Here is an 18,285-nt window from a genome sequence, read left to right as displayed (position 1 = left end):
GAGGACGTCGGGGTCGCGCCAGATAGGCATTTGAGGCACTGTGAAACTCGCACCTCCTGCTTCTTGCAATCTAAAGCTCCTTAGTGCCTCCTCTTGGGACGCAACGACTGTGACATCCTCGCCAAAGTGCGCACGCTTGTAATATGCCTTAGCTAGTTCAACTGCTTCCGACTCTGTAGGAGCGCAAAACGCGGTCCAACCCTCGCTCAACTGTTGCTGCCCTTGGCTAATCCTTTGCGCGAAAACCGTCTTCTCATCTTCGCTAAGTTTAGGCCCATACCAAACCGGAATCTGATGCCCCCACCACAACTGGCGCGAGATACACCACGGCTCGATATTCTCCAGCCAGTGGAAATAGGTTTTCTCGCCACTCTCCGGCATGATCTTCACGCGGCCATCACGCACCGCGTCCAGCGCTGGCCCGACAACCTTCCCGGCGTCAACAAACCACTGATCGGTCAGCATCGGCTCGATCACGACTTTGGACCTGTCACCAAAGGGTTGCATGATCTTCTTCGCCTCGACCAGCGGAACCAGCGCTGCGGGGTCGTCATCTTCGCCCAGCTTGCGCCCCAGCCGCGGATCATCCGCGCGGGTCATCACGGCCAGCCCCTCAGTGGTAATCTCGTCGACCACCGCCTTGCGCGCCTCATAGCGGTCAAGGCCGCGTAGATGGTCGGGCACAAGGTTCAGCGCATCCGCCTCTGCCTCGGACAGGCTACGTTCGCCGCGCGCCACGGCACCGGCCACGCCGGCGGCTTCGGCATAGGGCGCGCCATCTGCGCGCATTTGCGCGCGCGTGTCCATCAGCCGGTACATCGGAATGCCCCCGCGCTTGGCCACGCCATAGTCATTGGCATCATGCGCGCCCGTAATCTTCACCGCGCCCGACCCGAAATTCGGATCAGGATAGTCATCGGTGATAATCGGGATCAACCGGCGATGCTCTTTTGGCCCAACAGGGATTTCACATAGTTTTCCGACAATTGACGCGTAACGCTTATCCGATGGATGAACTGCAACAGCCCCGTCACCCAGCATGGTTTCAGGCCGTGTCGTCGCAATGGAAATGTAGTCGCGCATCTCGCGGAAAATGACATTCCCGTCTTCATCTTGCTCCAAATACTCATAGCTTTCACCGCCAGCCAACGGGTATTTGAAATGCCACATATGGCCGTCAGTCTCGATATTCTCGACCTCCAGATCGGAAATCGCGGTCTCGAAATGCGGGTCCCAGTTGACCAGCCGCTTGCCGCGATAGATCAGGCCCTTGTTATACATATCCACAAAGACCTTGATCACTGCATCGTGGAAATTGCCATCCTCGCCCGCAGGCGCGCCCGGTGCGCCGGACATGGTGAACGCGTTGCGCGACCAGTCCAGCGAACAACCCAGGCGCTGCAACTGCCCGATAATGGTGCCGCCCGATTGCGCCTTCCACTCCCAGACCTTGGCCAGAAACTCCTCGCGCGTGAAATCAGTGCGTTTCTTGCCCTCGGCGGCCAAACCGCGTTCGACCACCATCTGGGTGGCAATGCCTGCATGGTCCTGCCCCGGTTGCCACAGCGTGTCAAAGCCCTGCATCCGTTTCCAGCGCACCAGAATATCTTGCAACGTGTTGTTGAAGGCATGGCCCATATGCAGGCTGCCCGTCACATTTGGGGGCGGAATCATGATGCTGAAGGCGTCATCGCGGCGCCTGTTTGCGCCCGCTGCAAACGCATCTTGCGCCTGCCACATATCGGCAATCCGCCTCTCGGCGGCCTGCGCATCAAAATTCTTGTCCATCGCCATCTGTCCGGCCCCATTCCTGTAGTTTGAAACCGTGTTTAGCGCCCCTGCGCGACAAGGGAAAGCCCTGCCCCCTTAGCGAACGGGCCGGATCGTGTCACCAGGTTGCATGCGCGGGCTAAGTTCAATAATCTTGCCGCCAATCATGCCATCCGTGTTCTTGCCTGCAACGATTTCCGCGGCATGGCGGCCAATTTCACGGCGACACGCATCAGTCGTGGCAAGGCGCAGGCGCAACCCGTCCAGCAATTCCAATCCGTTGAACCCCGCAAGCCCGATCTGGCCAGGCACATCAAGCCCCTGGTCCAGACAGTATAACAACCCGCCTGCACCAATCATGTCGTTGGAATAATACAGAAAGTCCAGATCCGGATTGGCCGCCAATATGGCGGCCGTCATTTCCCGCCCCTTGGCCAGTGACGACCCGCCCGCATAATGCTCGGTCGCGGCCAGCGAAATGCCTGCGGCTGTCAAGGCCTCGGTAAATCCTTCAAGGCGTTTCCGGGCGCGGTGGTCATCGGGCATTTTGGACCCCAGAAACCCGATTCTGCGATACCCTGCCGCCAGAATCGCCTCGGCCATTTCGCGGCCCGCGCGTTTGTGGGAAATGCCGACCATCGAATCAATCGGCGTGCCGTCGATATCCATGATTTCCACAATCGGAACCCCGGCTGCGGACAACATGGCGCGCGACGCATCCGAATGCTCCAGCCCTGCAAGGATCATGCCGGAAGGCCGCCATGACAGCATCTCATAAATGACATTTTCCTCGCGGTCGGGCTTGTAGTCGGTGGCGCCGAAGACGGGTTGCAGGCCCGAATCCTCCAACGCATCGGAAATCCCGCCCAGCACTTCGGGAAAGACCATATTGGCCAACGACGGAATGACCACCCCCACCAGATTGACCCGCTGGCTGGCCAGCGCACCCGCGATCTTGTTGGGCACATAGCCCAGTGCCTTGGCCGCCGCCAACACCTTGTCACGCGTTGCAGGCGATACATCAGCCCGGTTGCGCAACACGCGGCTGACCGTCATTTCGCTGACACCGCTGGCATCCGATACATCACGCAACGTCAAGGGCCGGTTGCTTTCAGGGGGAAGATAGGGGGGCAAATGCGTAATCCTGTCAAAGTGAATATAAAAGGATGTTAGCCCCTGATGCCGACAATGAGCAAGAGCGAAGCCATCCCCCCGTGACAAGCCAGCTCCAACACGCTATTGCAACACCCGCTGGCCCCGTGGCTCAACTGGATAGAGCAGCCCCCTCCTAAGGGGCAGGTTACAGGTTCGAATCCTGTCGGGGTCACCATTGCATTTGCAGGGAAAGGCGTTTGCCGCGATGGGCCGATGCACTTCGATCAGTGGTCGTGAATTGCGATACTGTCGTGTGAAAAAAAGGCAGCCGTTTTCCAACGACTGCCTTGCAAACAGGTTGCTGTGTCGGGCTGTCTAGAGTGTGGCGTTTACTGCGCCACCATCAAGCAGCAGGTTTTGCCCGATGATGAATCCGGCATGTTGCGAGCACAGGAACGCGCAGGCCGCGCCGAATTCCTGTGCGGTGCCGTAGCGCCCCGCCGGAATTGTTGCCTGTCTTTTGGCGCGCGCCTCCTCCATGCTGATGCCTTCGGCCTTGGCCACGCCGCCATCCAGCGATGTGGCGCGATCCGTGTCATGGATGCCAGGCAGCAGGTTGTTGATGACCACCCCTTTGCCCGCAACCTGCCGCGATGTGCCCGCGACATATCCGGTCAGGCCCGCGCGCGCCGAATTGGACAACCCCAGTACCGGAATCGGCGATTTGACGGATTGAGAGGTGATGTTGACCACCCTGCCCCAGCCGCGCGCCATCATGCCTGGCACCAATGCCTTGATCAGGGCAATCGGGGTCAGCATGTTGGCGTCAAGCGCTGCGATGAAATCGTCGCGGTTCCAGTCGGTCCACATACCCGGTGGCGGTCCGCCGGCGTTATTGACCAGAATATCCACATCGCCCGCAGCGGCCAGAACCTTCGCGCGCCCGTCTTCTGTGGTGATATCGGCAGCGACGGTCACCACGTCCACGTCATAGGCAGCGCGGATTTCTGCAGCGGCGGTTTCCAGCGCTTCGGCCCCGCGTGCGTTCATCACCAGATGGACGCCTTCTGCCGCCAAAGCCTCGGCGCAGCCCCGCCCCAACCCTTTGGAGCTGGCACAGACCAGCGCGCGTTTTCCTGAAATTCCAAGGTCCATACTCATGCCTCTCCCGTTATGGTGTGGGTCTGATCTAGCACTGGTAGGGGCAATGTGAAAGCGGATGCCTCGTGCTTAATTATGTCGTAAATGCACATTTTTTCGCCGCAGGGGTTGCAAAGCCCCTTCACACCCATGTTACCATTAACCACTCAAGCATCATAATCTGTCCCCTAACACAGCAGGAGGGACCATGTATCGGAAAGTAATATTTCCGGTCGACCTGTCGCGTGTCGACCATTTATCCAAGGCGTTGCAGACCGCAATCGATCTTGCGGCGCATTACAAGGCCGAGATCTGCTTTGTCGGTGTAACGGCCACAACCCCGACGGCACTGGCCCATAACCCGCAAGAATATGAAACCAGGCTGCAAGCATTCGCCGATGAACAAGGCAAGGCGCATGGGCTGAAAACCAGCGTCAGCGTGCGCGCAAGTCCGGACCCCACGATAGATACGGACAAGACACTTCTTGCCGCCATCAAAGAGCTTGGCGGCGATCTGGTGGTCATGCAAACCCACGCCCCCAAAGCTATGGACTATATTTGGGCCGGGCATGGCGACACGATCGCTGCACATTCCAATGCATCTGTCTTTCTGGTGCGTCACGATAACTGACGCGCCGGACAGGCAGCATTCCAATCCAAAGGCGAAACCGCGACTGACCCTTTGCCCAACAAGAAACTGGAGAGAACATGTCAGAACATGACGACGAAAACCTGCCGGAGGATACATCCGAGGCCTTGCCGGAACCTGAAGGGGCGTCTGATGTCATTGAAACCGACTACGAGGTCGGGCAGGACAACATAACCCCGCAGATCGGCCCGTTCGGACTGGATATTCACAATCCGGTCTTTGCTATTTCCGGTGTGGTTGTGGTGGCATTTGTCATCATCACGCTGGCGTTCCAGAACCAGATCGGCCCGATTTTTACCGATTTGCGTGGTTTCCTGACATCCAGCTTTGACTGGTTCTTCCTGATGGCGGGCAATCTGTTCGTTATTGTCTGTCTTGGGATTTTGATATCGCCCTTGGGCAAGGTGCGGTTGGGCGGGGTCGATGCAACGCCCGATTACAGCTATGCTGGCTGGTTTGCGATGCTGTTTGCGGCTGGCATGGGCATCGGCTTGATGTTCTTTGGGGTGCTCGAACCTGTGTATTATTTCGGCACGCCATGGGGTGATCAACCGCTGATGCGCGATATCGGCATTGTCGATGGCGTCCTTGCCGATCCTGCGGCAGTGGAAGCCGCGCGCCTGACAGCAATGGCCGCAACAATCTATCACTGGGGTCTGCACCCTTGGGCCATCTATGCCGTTGTGGCACTGTCACTGGCATTGTTTGCCTATAACAAGGGGCTGCCGCTGACTGTGCGGTCCATCTTCTACCCGATTTTCGGGGAACGCATCTGGGGCTGGCCGGGCCATGTCATCGACATTCTGGCCGTTTTTGCCACGCTGTTCGGGCTGGCGACATCGCTGGGTCTGGGGGCGCAACAGGCCTCTGCGGGGATTGGCTTTGTGATGGGCATTGACGGGATAAACGACACGGTTACCGCATCGGTTATCTTGATTGTCATTATCACCGGCATGGCGCTGATTTCGGTACTGCGCGGGCTTGATGGTGGTGTGAAAGTGCTGTCGGAAATCAATATGGGCCTTGCTGTGTTGTTGCTGGGCTTCGTGTTGCTGGTCGGGCCAACGCTGACTTTGGTGACACAATTCTTCGGCAATCTGGGCGCGTATTTCAGCGAAATCGGTGCGTTGTCGAACCCGATCGGGCGCGATGATGACGGCTACCGTCAGGGCTGGACTGCGTTCTACTGGGCGTGGTGGATCAGCTGGTCGCCCTTCGTTGGCATGTTCATTGCGCGTGTCAGCCGTGGCCGTACCGTGCGAGAGTTCATCACCTGTGTCCTGCTGATACCGACCATCGTATCGGCCATCTGGATGACGATCTTTGGCGGCACGGCGATCGACCAACTGATCAACACAGTCGCGGACAGTGCAGTCTACGGCTATGTCATCTCGGCCTATGTGCCGGAACTGTCACTGTTTGGCATGTTGTCGGAACTGCCACTGGCGGCAATCACGTCCACGATTGCGATCATTCTGGTGATTGTGTTCTTCGTCACATCCTCGGATTCAGGATCGCTGGTCATTGATACCATCACCGCCGGTGGCAAGATCAATGCGCCCGTCAGCCAAAGGGTGTTCTGGGTGATTTTTGAAGGGCTAGTGGCGGCAGCCCTGCTGATCGGCGGCGGGCTTGCCGCGCTTCAGGCGGCGTCCGTCTCGACCGGGTTGCCATTTGCCGTGGTCCTGATCCTGGCCTGTTATGCCCTGATCAGAGGTTTGATGAGCGAGCCGCGCGGCTAACACTGCCACCACCGCACCACACACCTAAAAGGCGCCTTCGCGGGCGCCTTTTTTATTGTCATTCGTGAACATGGCTTACGCAAGGTCGTGCTTGCGAGGCTTGCAAATTGCGACAAAACTTCCCCATCCAAGGGAGGAACGAAGATGCATAAAACACTATTTGCCGCAGGATTTGTGGCCTTGCTTGCAACACCTGCGCTGACAGATCCGGCGCACGGGCTGTGGAAAACCGCCCCCGATGACAACGGAAATTTCGGTCATGTCCAGATACAGACATGTTCCAACGGCAAGATTTGCGGCGGGTTGGTTGCCGCATTTGACGGCAACGCCCAACAGATCGACTCGCCCAATATCGGGCGCGCCATTGTCTGGGATATGGAACCACAAGGCGATGGGAACTACCGCAACGGTCGTGTCTACGCGCCGGACCGTGACCGCACCTATAATTCCCGCATGGAATTGCGTGCAAACCAGCTTGGGGTGTCCGGCTGCGTTCTGGGAATTTGTCGTGAATCGCTTTGGACGCGCGTGAACTAGAGCGCGCTGTTTAGAAACGTGCCCCTGACGTCCGGCACAGCCGGGCGTCAGGGATGTGCTTTTGTCGACACACTTGCTATTGAATCGTTCATCGATATGCTACCTCTACAGTTGCGAGAAGGGGCCAGTCCCGGTTCTGCTTGTTCGGCGTATTATCCTTTTGTTTAAGTTGCTCAAACCAGGCGAAACTTGCGCCTTTATGGGCATGGATCGAAACTAAACAGGGATTGCGCGCATTTCGCACATACCGAAAGGGAATATCCGCGACAAAGGTACAGCATGTCCGTGACGAAATACGAATGCGACGTGTTTTCTGCGAATGATTTTGTGGTGACATGGGGCATAAACGAAGGTGATCCGCTGGGCGCTCCGGCAATATGTGTGCTGGGGGACATCTATTGCCTGCATGCTGCCAGCAGGCTTTACCCGCTGACACTGCGCCTTGAGGCAACGATATCGGTTCTGGAAGACCCGTCAGGCAATCTGCCCGCGAGTGCGCCCGTCACCCCGTTATGCACATTGCGGATGATGGCGCATGACGGCGATATTCTGGAAATTGTCATGCTGGAAATCGACGGACACCGGTTTGGCCTGCCCCTTAGCCCCATCCGTGCCGAGATTGCATATTCGCTTATTGAAATCGACACCGCAGATACCGCGCTGCGCCTGTCCAAGATCGTCCATGGCTGCTTCGGGGCCGGCACACGCGTGACCATGGCAGATGGCCGCCTGATGCCGATCGAGCAACTGACACAAGATGATATGGTTCTGACGCGCGATCATGGCGCACAGCCCGTCCGGTGGTTGGGCAAGGTTACCTTGCGCGGCTATGGCGCGTTTGCGCCGGTCATCATTCCCGAAGGCGGGCTGGGCAATTTGCGCAGCCTGAAGCTGGCACCCCGTCAACGCATTTTCCTGTATCAGCGCGGTGACCGCCGACTGGGCACACGGGCCGAAGTCCTGCTTCAGGCACAGCATCTTGTAGGCTCTGCCGGGATTGTCCAGTCCGAGGGGGGATTTGTGGATTATTACAGTCTGGCTTTCGACGATCACCAGATCATTTATGCCGAAGGGGTGCCGATGGAAAGCTTGCTGGTCTCCCGCGCCGCGACCACAAGATTGCCCGCTGCGCTTCAGTCGGAACTGCACGAACGGTATCCGCATCTGAACCACAAGCCGCATTTTGCGCAGGAAATGTCATCAGACATGCTGTCCGGCCCGCTTGACGATACAATTCTCGCGCGCGGCTAAGTCATGGTTCAGAAAGCAAAGTGACGGCCCTTATCTGATCTGCTATGACTGGCACACATAACCTAAATGCATCACAGGGCACCGCGTTGTCTGCTATCAGAACCATTCTTGTTGCAACAGACTTGAAACAGCGATCAGCAGCGGCACCCGTGCGCGCGGTCGCGCTGGCGCGGGAATTGGGCGCGCGGGTCGTTTTGGTGCATGCCATGCCGGAACGTGGCGGGACGGTCACGCGCTTCAGGTTGCGCAACCCCATCAAGGACCACGCCAGCGTTCAGGCAACGTTTGAGCAGATCAAAACCCAATATAGCGATGTCGAGATAGACACCGTCATCACCACCGGCACGGTCGAGGATGTTATTTCACGAACAGCCCGCGATGTATCGGCCGATCTGGTGGTTCTGGGCCTGCACAAGGTTCGGGCGGTTCTGGACACGTTGCGCCTGACAAGTATGGAACGCATAACGCTTGCCGTGCCCTGCCCCGTTCTGATTGCACATACAGGCGGGACACAGCAATATCGCCGCGTGTTGGGGGCAATTACATTTGCGCCCGCATCCGCGAAGGCAATGGCCACGGCGGGCCAGATCGCCCCGCATGCCGAGTTTCACGCGATTCACGCCCTGCAATTGCCGTTGAAAGACAAGCTGTCCACCGCCGAGTCAGAGGACGGGTCCACCATGACGCAAACCGCCCTTCTGCGCGACGCCTTCATGCGGCTGGACGGCCTGCCCGACATGGACCTGCCAGAGGTCATTCCCGGCGGCGTGCATGAGGTTTTGCAGTTCCGGATTCAGGAACTCAAGCCCGACCTGATTGTCATCGGCAGCGCGTCCGGCAGAAAATCCGACAGTCTGGGAAACTATGCGCGGGATCTGATGCGCGCACCCCCAGCGGACCTGCTTGTCGCAAAACCTTGCTGATAAATTCCCCACATTGACCGGTTTTCATTCCCGTTTGCAGGCATTCGCAGGGTGCATAGCCGTTTTGTCGAAAAACACTCGCAACCCGCAAAAATATGCGCTATTTAATTGTTTAACGTTGAACTATCACTTTTGACGGGAGGGCTGCCAATTATGGCCACACGGAAAACTGCCGCGAAATCAAACGTCTCGGCTGAAGAACTGCTGGGATATTACCGCGACATGTTGCTGATCCGCCGATTCGAGGAAAAGGCAGGACAGCTTTACGGCATGGGTCTGATCGGCGGGTTCTGCCATCTTTACATTGGACAGGAAGCGGTTGTCGTCGGGCTGGAAGCCGCCGCCAAGGAAGGCGACAAGCGCATCACATCCTACCGCGACCACGGCCATATGCTGGCCTGCGGGATGGACCCCAAAGGCGTTATGGCCGAACTGACCGGGCGCGAAGGGGGCTATTCCAAGGGCAAGGGCGGCTCGATGCACATGTTCTCCAAGGAAAAGCATTTCTATGGCGGGCATGGCATTGTCGGTGCACAAGTGCCGCTTGGTGCAGGTCTGGCATTTTCAGACAGGTACAAGGGCAATGACAACGTCACCTTCACCTATTTCGGCGATGGCGCTGCCAATCAGGGTCAGGTCTATGAAACCTATAACATGGCCATGTTGTGGGATCTGCCCGTCATTTTCGTGATTGAAAACAACAAATACGCCATGGGCACATCCGTGCAGCGCGCCACGAAATCCCCTAGCCTGTGGGAACGCGGCGCGGCTTACGGCATCAAGGGCGAAGAAGTTGACGGGATGGATGTTCTGGCGGTCAAGGCCGCTGGTGAAAAGGCCGTTGCGCATTGCCGCGCTGGCAAGGGGCCGTATATCCTTGAAGTCATGACCTACCGCTATCGCGGGCATTCCATGTCGGACCCTGCGAAATACCGCACCCGCGACGAAGTCCAGAAAATCCGCGAGGAACGCGATGCGATTGAACATGTGCGCGAGTTGCTGTTGCAGGGCAAACATGCCAGCGAGGATGACTTGAAAGCCATCGACAAGGAAATAAAAGGCGTTGTGAATGACGCGGCAGAATTTTCCAAGGAAAGTCCGGAACCCGCGCTGGACGAACTCTGGACTGATATTTACGCATCTGACGTGCCGCAGAACGCTTGACAGGGGGGACGAAAAATATGGCAACCGAAATACTGATGCCCGCGCTCTCTCCGACTATGGAGGAAGGCACACTTGCCAAATGGCTGGTGAAAGAAGGCGATACCGTTAGTGCCGGCGACATTCTGGCCGAAATTGAAACGGACAAGGCCACGATGGAATTCGAGGCCGTGGATGAAGGGATCATTGGCAAGATCCTGATTGACGCCGGCACCGAAGGGGTGAAGGTAAACACCCCGATCGCCGTTCTGGTCGAAGAAGGCGAAAGCGTCGATGATGCGGTCGCATCCGCTGCGCCGGAACCCGAAGCGGCGTCTGACACCGCTGACAATTCCGCACCTGCCAAGGCAGCCGCTGCCCCTGCTGCGCCCTCGCCCGACACCAGCCCCGACTGGCCCGAAGGCACGGAAATGAAAACCCAGACTGTGCGCGAAGCCCTGCGCGACGCCATGGCCGAGGAAATGCGCAACCATGACGAGGTTTTCGTCATGGGCGAAGAGGTTGCGGAATATCAAGGGGCCTATAAGATTACCCAGGGCTTGCTGGATGAATTCGGCGCGCGTCGGGTCATTGATACGCCCATTACCGAACACGGCTTTGCCGGAATCGGCGTGGGGGCTGCCTTCGGCGGATTGCGCCCCATTGTTGAATTCATGACGTTCAACTTTGCGATGCAGGCCATTGACCAGATCCTGAACTCCGCTGCCAAGACATTGTATATGTCCGGCGGGCAGATGGGCTGTCCCATCGTGTTCCGTGGCCCCAATGGCGCGGCCGCGCGCGTTGGGGCGCAGCATAGCCAGTGTTATGCCGCATGGTACAGCCATATTCCCGGCCTGAAGGTCGTGATGCCCTATTCCGCAGCTGATGCGAAAGGGCTTCTGAAACAGGCCATCCGTGACCCGAATCCGGTCATTTTCCTTGAGAATGAAATCCTTTACGGGCGCAGTTTCGATGTGCCGGTTCTGGATGATTTTACCGTTCCCTTTGGCAAGGCAAAGATCTGGCGCGAAGGCAGTGACGTGACCATCGTCAGCTTCGGCATTGGTATGACCTACGCACTGGAAGCGGCTGAACGGCTGGCCGAAGACGGGATCAGCGCCGAAGTTATCGACCTGCGCACCATCCGTCCCATGGACACAGACGCCATTCTGGCCTCGGTCATGAAAACCAACCGTCTGGTCACAGTGGAAGAAGGCTTCCCGCAAAGCTCGGTCGGCAATTACATCACATCCGTGGTGATGCAGCAGGCATTCGATTATCTGGACGCGCCAGTCATTAACTTGACGGGCAAGGATGTGCCGATGCCCTATGCCGCCAATCTTGAAAAACTTGCGCTGGTCACCACCGATGAGGTGGTCGAGGCAGTGCGCAAAGTCACTTATCGCTGAAAGGGAGGGACCAATGCCTACAGAAATCCTGATGCCCGCCCTCTCGCCCACGATGGAAGAAGGCACGCTTGCAAAATGGCTGGTCAAGGAAGGTGACACCGTCGCATCCGGTGACATTCTGGCCGAGATTGAAACCGACAAGGCCACGATGGAATTCGAGGCCGTGGACGAAGGGGTCATCGGCAAAATCCTGATCGACGCCGGATCCGAAGGGGTGAAGGTCAACACCCCAATCGCGGTTCTGCTGGAAGATGGTGAAAGCGCGGATGACATCAAGGCCAGCAGCACCAGTGCAGCCGACGCACCAGCAGCAACGGACGCACCTGCGCAGGCGGCACCCGCCGGGAACACAACGCCTGCGCCTGCAGCGCCCGCCGCGCCGGTTCAGGATGGGCAGCGCATATTTGCCTCGCCGCTTGCGCGGCGTCTTGCGGCGGATAAGGGACTGGACCTGACGCAGATCAGCGGGACCGGTCCACATGGCCGTATCGTGAAGGCCGATGTCGAAAGCGCGACCACCGCCACTGCGGCAAAACCGGCGGCAGCCGCGTCTGACACTGCCGCAAGCGCAACGTCGAAACCAACAGCAGCCCCTGCAACCGGCCCAAGTGCCGATCAGGTTGCGCGCATGTATGAAGGCCGCGACTACGCCGAAGTCAAACTGGACGGCATGCGTAAAACAGTTGCAAGCCGCCTGACCGAAGCCAAGCAGACCATTCCGCATTTCTATCTGCGCCGCGATGTCCAGCTTGACGCGCTGATGGCGTTCCGCGCTGATCTGAACAAGCAGCTGGAAGCACGCGGTGTCAAACTGTCGGTCAATGATTTCATCATCAAGGCCTGCGCAATGGCACTGCAAGCGGTCCCTGACTGCAATGCGGTCTGGGCGAATGACCGGATTTTCCGCCTGAAACCGTCAGATGTGGCAGTCGCTGTCGCGATCGAAGGCGGGCTGTTTACGCCGGTTCTGAAAGATGCGCATCTGAAGTCACTATCTGCCCTGTCGGCCGAGATGAAAGATCTGGCCGGACGCGCCCGCAACAAGAAGCTGGCCCCGCATGAATATGTCGGTGGTGCGATGGCAATTTCCAACCTTGGCATGTTCGGGATCGAGAATTTTGATGCCGTGATCAACCCGCCACACGGGTCTATTCTGGCGGTTGGCGCCGGTCTGAAAAAACCTGTTGTCGGCGCTGACGGGGAATTGAAAGTGGCCACAGTCATGTCAATGACGCTGTCCGTGGATCACCGTGTCATCGATGGGGCATTGGGTGCGGAATTCCTGAAAGAGGTTGTCACCTATCTGGAAAACCCCGTCACGATGCTGGCGTAAATGCGTTAACGAACAGCTGCAAAGCATTGGAAAAGGGGCGCAAAGGCGCCCCTTTTTTTATCATTTACGGCCATGTTCAACACGTCCCTTGATGACGCCCAACAGGTCAATCCGCCTGTTGTTGCTGGCGCATCTCCGCCTCGATCTCGCGCCAGCGGGCAACGGCGCGGTTATGATCCGCCAGATTGGTGCTGAATGTATGCCCGCCAGTACCATCGGCCACGAAATACAGATAAGGCGTGTCATCGGGGTCCAATGCCGCCGCGATTGCCGCGCGTCCGGGATTGGCGATTGGCGTTGGTGGCAAACCGTCAATCCGGTAGGTATTATAGGGGGTTACAGCGTCCAGTTCGGACCGCCGCAAACCACGCCCCAATGTTCCACGCCCTTCGGTTATGCCGTAAATCACCGTCGGGTCGGTTTGCAGCCGCATCGGCATACGCAGACGGTTGACAAACACGCTGGCAACCTGACGCCGTTCATCAGCAACACCGGTTTCCTTTTCAACGATCGATGCCATGATCAATGCATCCTGCGGGCTGTCATAGGGCAGATCATCCGCGCGGTTTTCCCAGAACTGCGCCAGAATCGCCTCCTGACGCGATTGCATTTCAGCCAGAAGCGCCTCTCGGCTTGCGCCGCGTGCCACGGAATAACTGTCAGGTGCCAGCATCCCTTCGGGCGGCACATCGCCAATCTCCCCTTCCAGAAACTCGGCCAGCCGCAGGCCTTCCCAGATTTGCCAGCTGGTCGCCCCTTCGGCAATCGTGATGCGATACTGCATGTCCGATTGTGACGCGAAGCGCGCATAGTCTTCTGGCGGCTCCTCTCCGGCGGCGAACTGAACCATGGTCTCGAAGCGCTGCGTGGTGGGGTCCAGTTCGCGCACAAGCGTATCGATACGCGTCACCCCGATACGAAACTGGATTTCGCTGCCACAGGTCGACGCACCGCCGCGTGTCAGAATATCCAGAATTTCATCCATCGATGCAGCTTCAGGTATCAGATACGACCCGAAGCGCAATTGATCGGCCCGTTCGCTATACTGCGCCCCGATGCGAAAGACCTGTTCGGATGCAATGGCGCCTTGTTCGGCAAGCCCCCGCGACACGACCCGCAAGGAAGATCCCGGCTCTACGCGGAAACACGCTGCCTCGCTCAATGGGCCGGGGCCGGAAAACTGGCGTTTGCCCGCGGAAATAATGATTGCCACCCCCACAAGGCCGACAATCATCAATGTCAGGGCATTGGCTACGATATGGCGCACCATCAGTTGTCAATCTTTCCAAGGATCAGGCTGGCATTGGTCCCGCCAAAGCCAAAACTATTGGACAGGGCCAGCCGGATGTCGCGTTTCCGCGCCGCTTTCGCAGCCAGATCCAGCGGCGTTTCAACAGCGGGATTGTCCAGATTCAGTGTCGGGGGCGCAATCTGGTCGCGGATGGCCAGAATGCAGAAAATCGCCTCGACCGCGCCCGCAGCCCCCAACAAATGCCCGATGGCCGATTTGGTCGATGACATGGTGGCGGTGGCGGCGCTGTCCCCCAGCAGCCGTTCCACCGCTGCCAGTTCAATAACATCGGCCATTGTGGATGTGCCATGCGCGTTTATGTAGTCCAGTTCCGACGGGTCAATCCCCGCGCGCGCCACGGCGGCTTTCATTGATCGCAACGCGCCATCGCCATCCTCGGACGGGGCGGTGATATGATAGGCATCGCCCGACATGCCATAGCCCAACACCTCGGCATAGATTTTCGCGCCGCGCGCTTTGGCATGTTCATATTCTTCCAGCACCACCACACCAGCGCCTTCCCCCATGACAAAACCATCGCGGTCGGCATCATAGGGGCGGCTGGCAGCGGTCGGGGTGTCGGCGCGTTTGGTGGACAGCGCCTTGCAGGCATTGAACCCCGCGATACCGATTTCGGAAATCGGGCTTTCAGCCCCGCCTGCGACCATGACATCGGCATCGCCAAACGCAATCAGGCGGGCCGCATCCCCTATGGCATGCGCGCCGGTTGAACACGCCGTGACCACCGCGTGATTCGGCCCCTTGAAGCCGTAGCGGATGCTGACATGGCCGGACACCAGATTGATCAGCGCGCCGGGAATAAAGAAGGGCGACACCCGGCGCGGCCCGCGTTCCTTGATCAGAACGGCGGTTTCCGCGATACTGGACAGCCCCCCTATGCCCGATCCGATCATCACACCTGTGCGGCAGCGGCTGTCTTCGTCCTGCGGCACCCAGCCGGAATCGCGCACGGCCTGATCTGCGGCGGCGACCCCGTACAGGATGAACTCATCGACCTTGCGGGCCTCTTTGGGTTCCATCCAGTCATCAGGGTTGAATGTTCCGTCGCTACCATCACCGCGCGGGACTTCGCATGCATATGTGGTGGTCAGATGGCTGGCATCAAAGCGTGTGATCGGTCCGGCACCGGATTGGCCCGCGATAAGGCGCGACCATGTTTCCTCGACGCCGCAAGCCAGCGGTGTGACCATTCCAAGCCCTGTGACGACAACCCTGCGCATGTGCCCTCTCTTTTTGTCTGTCAACGCATATTATCGTTCTGATAGCGGGATTTGGGCCGCAGGGAAAGGGTAGAGCATGCTGTGATTGCTCACAAAGCGGCAAGCTGCGGGAACCTGCCGATTGATGCAGGCCCCATAATGAAAAACGCCACCCGGCGGGGTGGCGTTTCAAATTCTGAAAACAGACAGGGTATCAGGCAGCTTCCGTGATGAATTTCACTGCGTCACCAAAGGTCTGGATGTTCTCTGCGGCGTCATCGGGAATTTCGATACCGAATTCTTCCTCGAATGCCATAACCAGTTCAACCGTATCAAGGCTGTCTGCGCCCAGATCGTCGATGAAGGACGCGCCTTCGGTGATCTTGCCTTCTTCGACGCCAAGATGCTCGACAACGATTTTCTTCACACGATCCGCGATATCGCTCATGTTCTTCCTCTCGGTTATTTTGCCGGAACCCGGCCTGAAATGTCCCTAATCCGCCAGTTTCAAGCGGCGTCTTGCGCGCCCAATAGGGCCTTCATGCCCGCAGGTCAAGAGTGTTGCGGCCTTGAAATTGTAGTCTCACTTTCATACCACAGCGCCACGCTTCCGCAAGCGTGCAGCGCATATGGTGACAACAGACCATAGGTCAAACCATTGCCATGCCGCCATTGACGTGCAAAACCGCGCCCGTCACATAGCCCGCATCCTGACTGGCCAGATACAGCACCGCCGCAGCAATGTCGGCAGGGCTGCCCATACGTCCCGCAGGGATACGGCCGTTGATCGCCGCCTTCTGGTCATCAGTCAGCACGTCGGTCATGGGGGTTTCGATGAAGCCGGGGGCCACGCAATTCACCGTAATGCCGCGCGACGCCACTTCTTGCGCCAGCGCCTTCGACATGCCGACCAGTCCGGCCTTCGCGGCCACATAATTCGTCTGGCCGGGATTGCCGGTTGCCCCCACAACCGAACTGATATTCACAATCCGGCCCCAGCGCGCCTTCATCATGCCCCGCAAGCTGCCGCGCATCAGGCGCATGGCGGCTGTCAGGTTCACATCCAGCACTTTTTGCCACTGCTCGTCACTCATGCGCATCAACAGGTTATCCTGTGTGATACCGGCGTTGTTCACCAGAATATCCAGCCCGCCCATTGCGTCAATCGCGCGCTTTGGCAATGCCTCGACCGCATCCGGATCTGACAGGTTGCATGCCAGCACATGTGCGCGCGCACCCAGTTCCTGCGCCAGATCCTGCAACGGCCCTTCGCGCGTTCCCGATACCGCAACCGTTGCACCCGCATTGTGAAGCACACGCGCGATTTCCGCGCCGATACCACCCGAAGCGCCGGTAACCAGCGCTGTTTTTCCTGCAAGATCGAACATGATAACTCCCTTAATCCGGTCGGATTATGCTGCGTTTCCGCCCCCTATAGCAAGCCCTTCACTGCGCTGCCAATGATAAGCGGCTTGTGCCGGGGCCTGTTGCAATGGCACAAGTCTGCAATCGCAGATAGCGCTATCATGGATAAGGAGTTGGGCAACATGCTGACCCGCGCGCAGATGATCGGGCTTTTCAGGACAGGCGTTGACGCGGCCGACCCGCGCGCAGCGGTGCACGATGCCCTGACCGCCACACCCTTGCATGTGCCACAAGGCGGGCGGGTCTACGCGCTGGCCATCGGAAAAGCCGCCCATGCCATGATGGCGGCCGCGCTGCCACTTCTGCCCAAACCCGAGGCCGCAATCGTCGTCACCAACTACGAGAACGCCGCGCCGATGGACGGCGCACGCGTCATGGCAGCGGGCCATCCGGTTCCCGATGAAAACGGACTACAGGCAGGGCTGGCCATTCAGAAGATTCTGGCACGCACCCGCAAGAATGACGTTGTGCTTGTATTGGTATCCGGCGGTGGTTCGGCGCTGGTGCCTGCGCCTGTGACCGGTCTGTCACTGTCGGACAAGGCGCAGGTCAATGATCTGTTGCTGGGTGCGGGTCTGGATATCGGGGCAATGAACGCCATTCGCCAGCATCTGTCACGGATGAAAGGGGGCGGACTGTTGCGCATGGCGGCCCCCGCAACCGTGCAGGCGCTTATCCTGTCGGATGTGATCGGCGATGACCTGCGCGCCATCGCATCCGGCCCGACTGTTGCGCCCATTGCCACCCGCGACGAGGTTCGCGCCCTGCTGGCCAGTTCGGGCCTATGGGAACGCCTGCCACCGGCGGCGCGCGACGCCCTGAACCGAAAGGGGGACACCACCCCCCTGCCCGACGCACAGAACCGGCTGATCGGGTCGAATCGGATATCGCTGGCGGCAATGGCGCGTGCATGCGAAGGGGCCGAAATCGCCTCGGACAAACTGATCGGGGATGTCAGTGCGGCCGCAGCGCAAATCGTGGAGACGGTGCGCCAAGGCGGCGGCCCGCGTATTGCGCTGTTCGGTGGGGAAACGACTGTGCGGCTGGCCGGCACGGGCCGTGGCGGGCGCAATCAGGAACTGGCGCTGCGCGTTGCGTGCGATCTGGACGGCCTTGCGGGTTGGCGGTTCCTGTCTGGCGGCACAGACGGGCGCGACGGACCAACGGACGCGGCAGGCGCTGTGGTCGATGGCGACACGCTAGGGCGCATCCGTGCGGCGGGCGGTGATCCGGCGGCACTGCTGGCCAACAACGACAGCTATCATGCGCTGCAACTGGCCGGTGATCTGCTGGTGACTGGCGCGACCGGCACGAATGTCGCCGATCTGCAAATCCTGTGCATTGACGCGTGATACCC

At 58.8% G+C, this 18,285-nt stretch carries 16 protein-coding genes and 1 tRNA gene; 10 read left to right on the top strand and 7 right to left on the bottom strand.

The features are described 5' to 3' along the window. Together ACTIE1_RS02620 and ACTIE1_RS02615 are read right to left on the bottom strand one after the other, a co-directional pair. On the bottom strand, positions 1-1,794 hold a 1,794-nt coding region (locus ACTIE1_RS02620; protein ID WP_439563242.1), incomplete at its 3' end, for a class I tRNA ligase family protein. 72 nt (positions 1,795-1,866) lie between these two features. Further along, on the bottom strand, positions 1,867-2,826 hold the full coding sequence (locus ACTIE1_RS02615) for a LacI family DNA-binding transcriptional regulator (protein WP_439560546.1): 960 nt from the start codon (positions 2,824-2,826) through the stop codon (positions 1,867-1,869). 197 nt (positions 2,827-3,023) lie between these two features. On the opposite strand from ACTIE1_RS02615, the gene ACTIE1_RS02610 reads away from it, so the two are divergent. Further along, positions 3,024-3,100: transfer RNA gene (locus tag ACTIE1_RS02610), tRNA-Arg, on the top strand. Between the two features lie 140 nt (positions 3,101-3,240). On the opposite strand, the gene ACTIE1_RS02605 is transcribed toward ACTIE1_RS02610, so the two are convergent. After that, on the bottom strand, positions 3,241-4,020 hold the full coding sequence (locus ACTIE1_RS02605; RefSeq protein WP_439560547.1) for an SDR family oxidoreductase: 780 nt from the start codon (positions 4,018-4,020) through the stop codon (positions 3,241-3,243). 193 nt (positions 4,021-4,213) lie between these two features. On the opposite strand from ACTIE1_RS02605, the gene ACTIE1_RS02600 reads away from it, so the two are divergent. From ACTIE1_RS02600 to ACTIE1_RS02565, 8 genes are all read left to right on the top strand, one after another. Then, positions 4,214-4,636: a universal stress protein gene (locus ACTIE1_RS02600; protein ID WP_439559944.1), complete on the top strand. Its 423-nt coding sequence runs from the start codon at positions 4,214-4,216 to the stop codon at positions 4,634-4,636. 77 nt (positions 4,637-4,713) lie between these two features. Further along, positions 4,714-6,396 (top strand): BCCT family transporter, encoded by a 1,683-nt coding sequence (locus tag ACTIE1_RS02595; RefSeq protein WP_439559945.1) that lies wholly within the window; start codon positions 4,714-4,716, stop codon positions 6,394-6,396. Between the two features lie 144 nt (positions 6,397-6,540). Beyond that, complete coding sequence (locus ACTIE1_RS02590; RefSeq protein WP_439559946.1) at positions 6,541-6,933, top strand: DUF2147 domain-containing protein; 393 nt, start codon at positions 6,541-6,543, stop codon at positions 6,931-6,933. A gap of 279 nt (positions 6,934-7,212) precedes the next feature. After that, on the top strand, positions 7,213-8,184 hold the full coding sequence (locus tag ACTIE1_RS02585; RefSeq protein WP_439559947.1) for a Hint domain-containing protein: 972 nt from the start codon (positions 7,213-7,215) through the stop codon (positions 8,182-8,184). 86 nt (positions 8,185-8,270) lie between these two features. Further along, on the top strand, positions 8,271-9,107 hold the full coding sequence (locus ACTIE1_RS02580) for a universal stress protein (RefSeq protein ID WP_439559948.1): 837 nt from the start codon (positions 8,271-8,273) through the stop codon (positions 9,105-9,107). Between the two features lie 153 nt (positions 9,108-9,260). Continuing rightward, positions 9,261-10,271 carry a pyruvate dehydrogenase (acetyl-transferring) E1 component subunit alpha gene (pdhA, locus tag ACTIE1_RS02575; RefSeq protein WP_439559949.1) on the top strand — a complete coding sequence of 337 codons (1,011 nt, stop codon included), beginning with the start codon at positions 9,261-9,263 and terminating at the stop codon, positions 10,269-10,271. 17 nt (positions 10,272-10,288) lie between these two features. After that, complete coding sequence (locus ACTIE1_RS02570) at positions 10,289-11,659, top strand: pyruvate dehydrogenase complex E1 component subunit beta (RefSeq protein WP_439559950.1); 1,371 nt, start codon at positions 10,289-10,291, stop codon at positions 11,657-11,659. A 13-nt stretch (positions 11,660-11,672) separates the two neighbouring features. Next, positions 11,673-12,992: a pyruvate dehydrogenase complex dihydrolipoamide acetyltransferase gene (locus ACTIE1_RS02565; RefSeq protein WP_439559951.1), complete on the top strand. Its 1,320-nt coding sequence runs from the start codon at positions 11,673-11,675 to the stop codon at positions 12,990-12,992. 106 nt (positions 12,993-13,098) lie between these two features. Here ACTIE1_RS02565 and mltG read toward each other — a convergent pair whose 3' ends face one another. The 4 genes from mltG to fabG all read right to left on the bottom strand — a co-directional run bounded on the left by mltG (position 13,099) and on the right by fabG (position 16,891). Next, positions 13,099-14,262: an endolytic transglycosylase MltG gene (gene mltG / locus ACTIE1_RS02560; protein WP_439559952.1), complete on the bottom strand. Its 1,164-nt coding sequence runs from the start codon at positions 14,260-14,262 to the stop codon at positions 13,099-13,101. After that, a complete protein-coding gene (fabF, locus tag ACTIE1_RS02555) occupies positions 14,262-15,524 on the bottom strand; it encodes a beta-ketoacyl-ACP synthase II (protein ID WP_439559953.1) in 1,263 nt (420 codons plus the stop codon). The genes mltG and fabF overlap by 1 nt, the downstream gene beginning before the upstream one ends. Positions 15,525-15,717: 193 nt before the next feature. After that, the gene (locus ACTIE1_RS02550) at positions 15,718-15,951 is read right to left on the bottom strand and encodes an acyl carrier protein (protein WP_274353283.1); all 234 of its coding nucleotides are present in this window, start codon (positions 15,949-15,951) and stop codon (positions 15,718-15,720) included. Positions 15,952-16,153: 202 nt separating this feature from the next. After that, a complete protein-coding gene (fabG, locus tag ACTIE1_RS02545; protein WP_439559954.1) occupies positions 16,154-16,891 on the bottom strand; it encodes a 3-oxoacyl-[acyl-carrier-protein] reductase in 738 nt (245 codons plus the stop codon). 138 nt (positions 16,892-17,029) lie between these two features. On the opposite strand from fabG, the gene ACTIE1_RS02540 reads away from it, so the two are divergent. Continuing rightward, a complete protein-coding gene (locus ACTIE1_RS02540; RefSeq protein WP_439563241.1) occupies positions 17,030-18,280 on the top strand; it encodes a glycerate kinase type-2 family protein in 1,251 nt (416 codons plus the stop codon). The last annotated feature ends 5 nt before the right edge of the window (positions 18,281-18,285 follow it).

Origin of the sequence: Roseinatronobacter sp. (genome assembly GCF_051859525.1) — a bacterium.
Taxonomy (GTDB): domain Bacteria; phylum Pseudomonadota; class Alphaproteobacteria; order Rhodobacterales; family Rhodobacteraceae; genus Roseinatronobacter.
This window is presented reverse-complemented; position numbering and strand designations above follow the sequence as displayed.

Excerpts from the sequence above, each read along its gene's own strand:
- ACTIE1_RS02615 (WP_439560546.1), bottom strand. The coding sequence starts at position 2,826 with ATGACGGTCAGCCGCGTGTTGCGCAACCGGGCTGATGTATCGCCTGCA.
- ACTIE1_RS02605 (WP_439560547.1), bottom strand. The coding sequence starts at position 4,020 with ATGGACCTTGGAATTTCAGGAAAACGCGCGCTGGTCTGTGCCAGCTCC.
- ACTIE1_RS02600 (WP_439559944.1), top strand. The coding sequence starts at position 4,214 with ATGTATCGGAAAGTAATATTTCCGGTCGACCTGTCGCGTGTCGACCAT.
- ACTIE1_RS02595 (WP_439559945.1), top strand. The coding sequence starts at position 4,714 with ATGTCAGAACATGACGACGAAAACCTGCCGGAGGATACATCCGAGGCC.
- ACTIE1_RS02590 (WP_439559946.1), top strand. The coding sequence starts at position 6,541 with ATGCATAAAACACTATTTGCCGCAGGATTTGTGGCCTTGCTTGCAACA.
- ACTIE1_RS02585 (WP_439559947.1), top strand. The coding sequence starts at position 7,213 with ATGTCCGTGACGAAATACGAATGCGACGTGTTTTCTGCGAATGATTTT.
- pdhA (WP_439559949.1), top strand. The coding sequence starts at position 9,261 with ATGGCCACACGGAAAACTGCCGCGAAATCAAACGTCTCGGCTGAAGAA.
- ACTIE1_RS02570 (WP_439559950.1), top strand. The coding sequence starts at position 10,289 with ATGGCAACCGAAATACTGATGCCCGCGCTCTCTCCGACTATGGAGGAA.
- ACTIE1_RS02565 (WP_439559951.1), top strand. The coding sequence starts at position 11,673 with ATGCCTACAGAAATCCTGATGCCCGCCCTCTCGCCCACGATGGAAGAA.
- mltG (WP_439559952.1), bottom strand. The coding sequence starts at position 14,262 with ATGGTGCGCCATATCGTAGCCAATGCCCTGACATTGATGATTGTCGGC.
- fabF (WP_439559953.1), bottom strand. The coding sequence starts at position 15,524 with ATGCGCAGGGTTGTCGTCACAGGGCTTGGAATGGTCACACCGCTGGCT.
- ACTIE1_RS02550 (WP_274353283.1), bottom strand. The coding sequence starts at position 15,951 with ATGAGCGATATCGCGGATCGTGTGAAGAAAATCGTTGTCGAGCATCTT.
- fabG (WP_439559954.1), bottom strand. The coding sequence starts at position 16,891 with ATGTTCGATCTTGCAGGAAAAACAGCGCTGGTTACCGGCGCTTCGGGT.
- ACTIE1_RS02540 (WP_439563241.1), top strand. The coding sequence starts at position 17,030 with ATGGATAAGGAGTTGGGCAACATGCTGACCCGCGCGCAGATGATCGGG.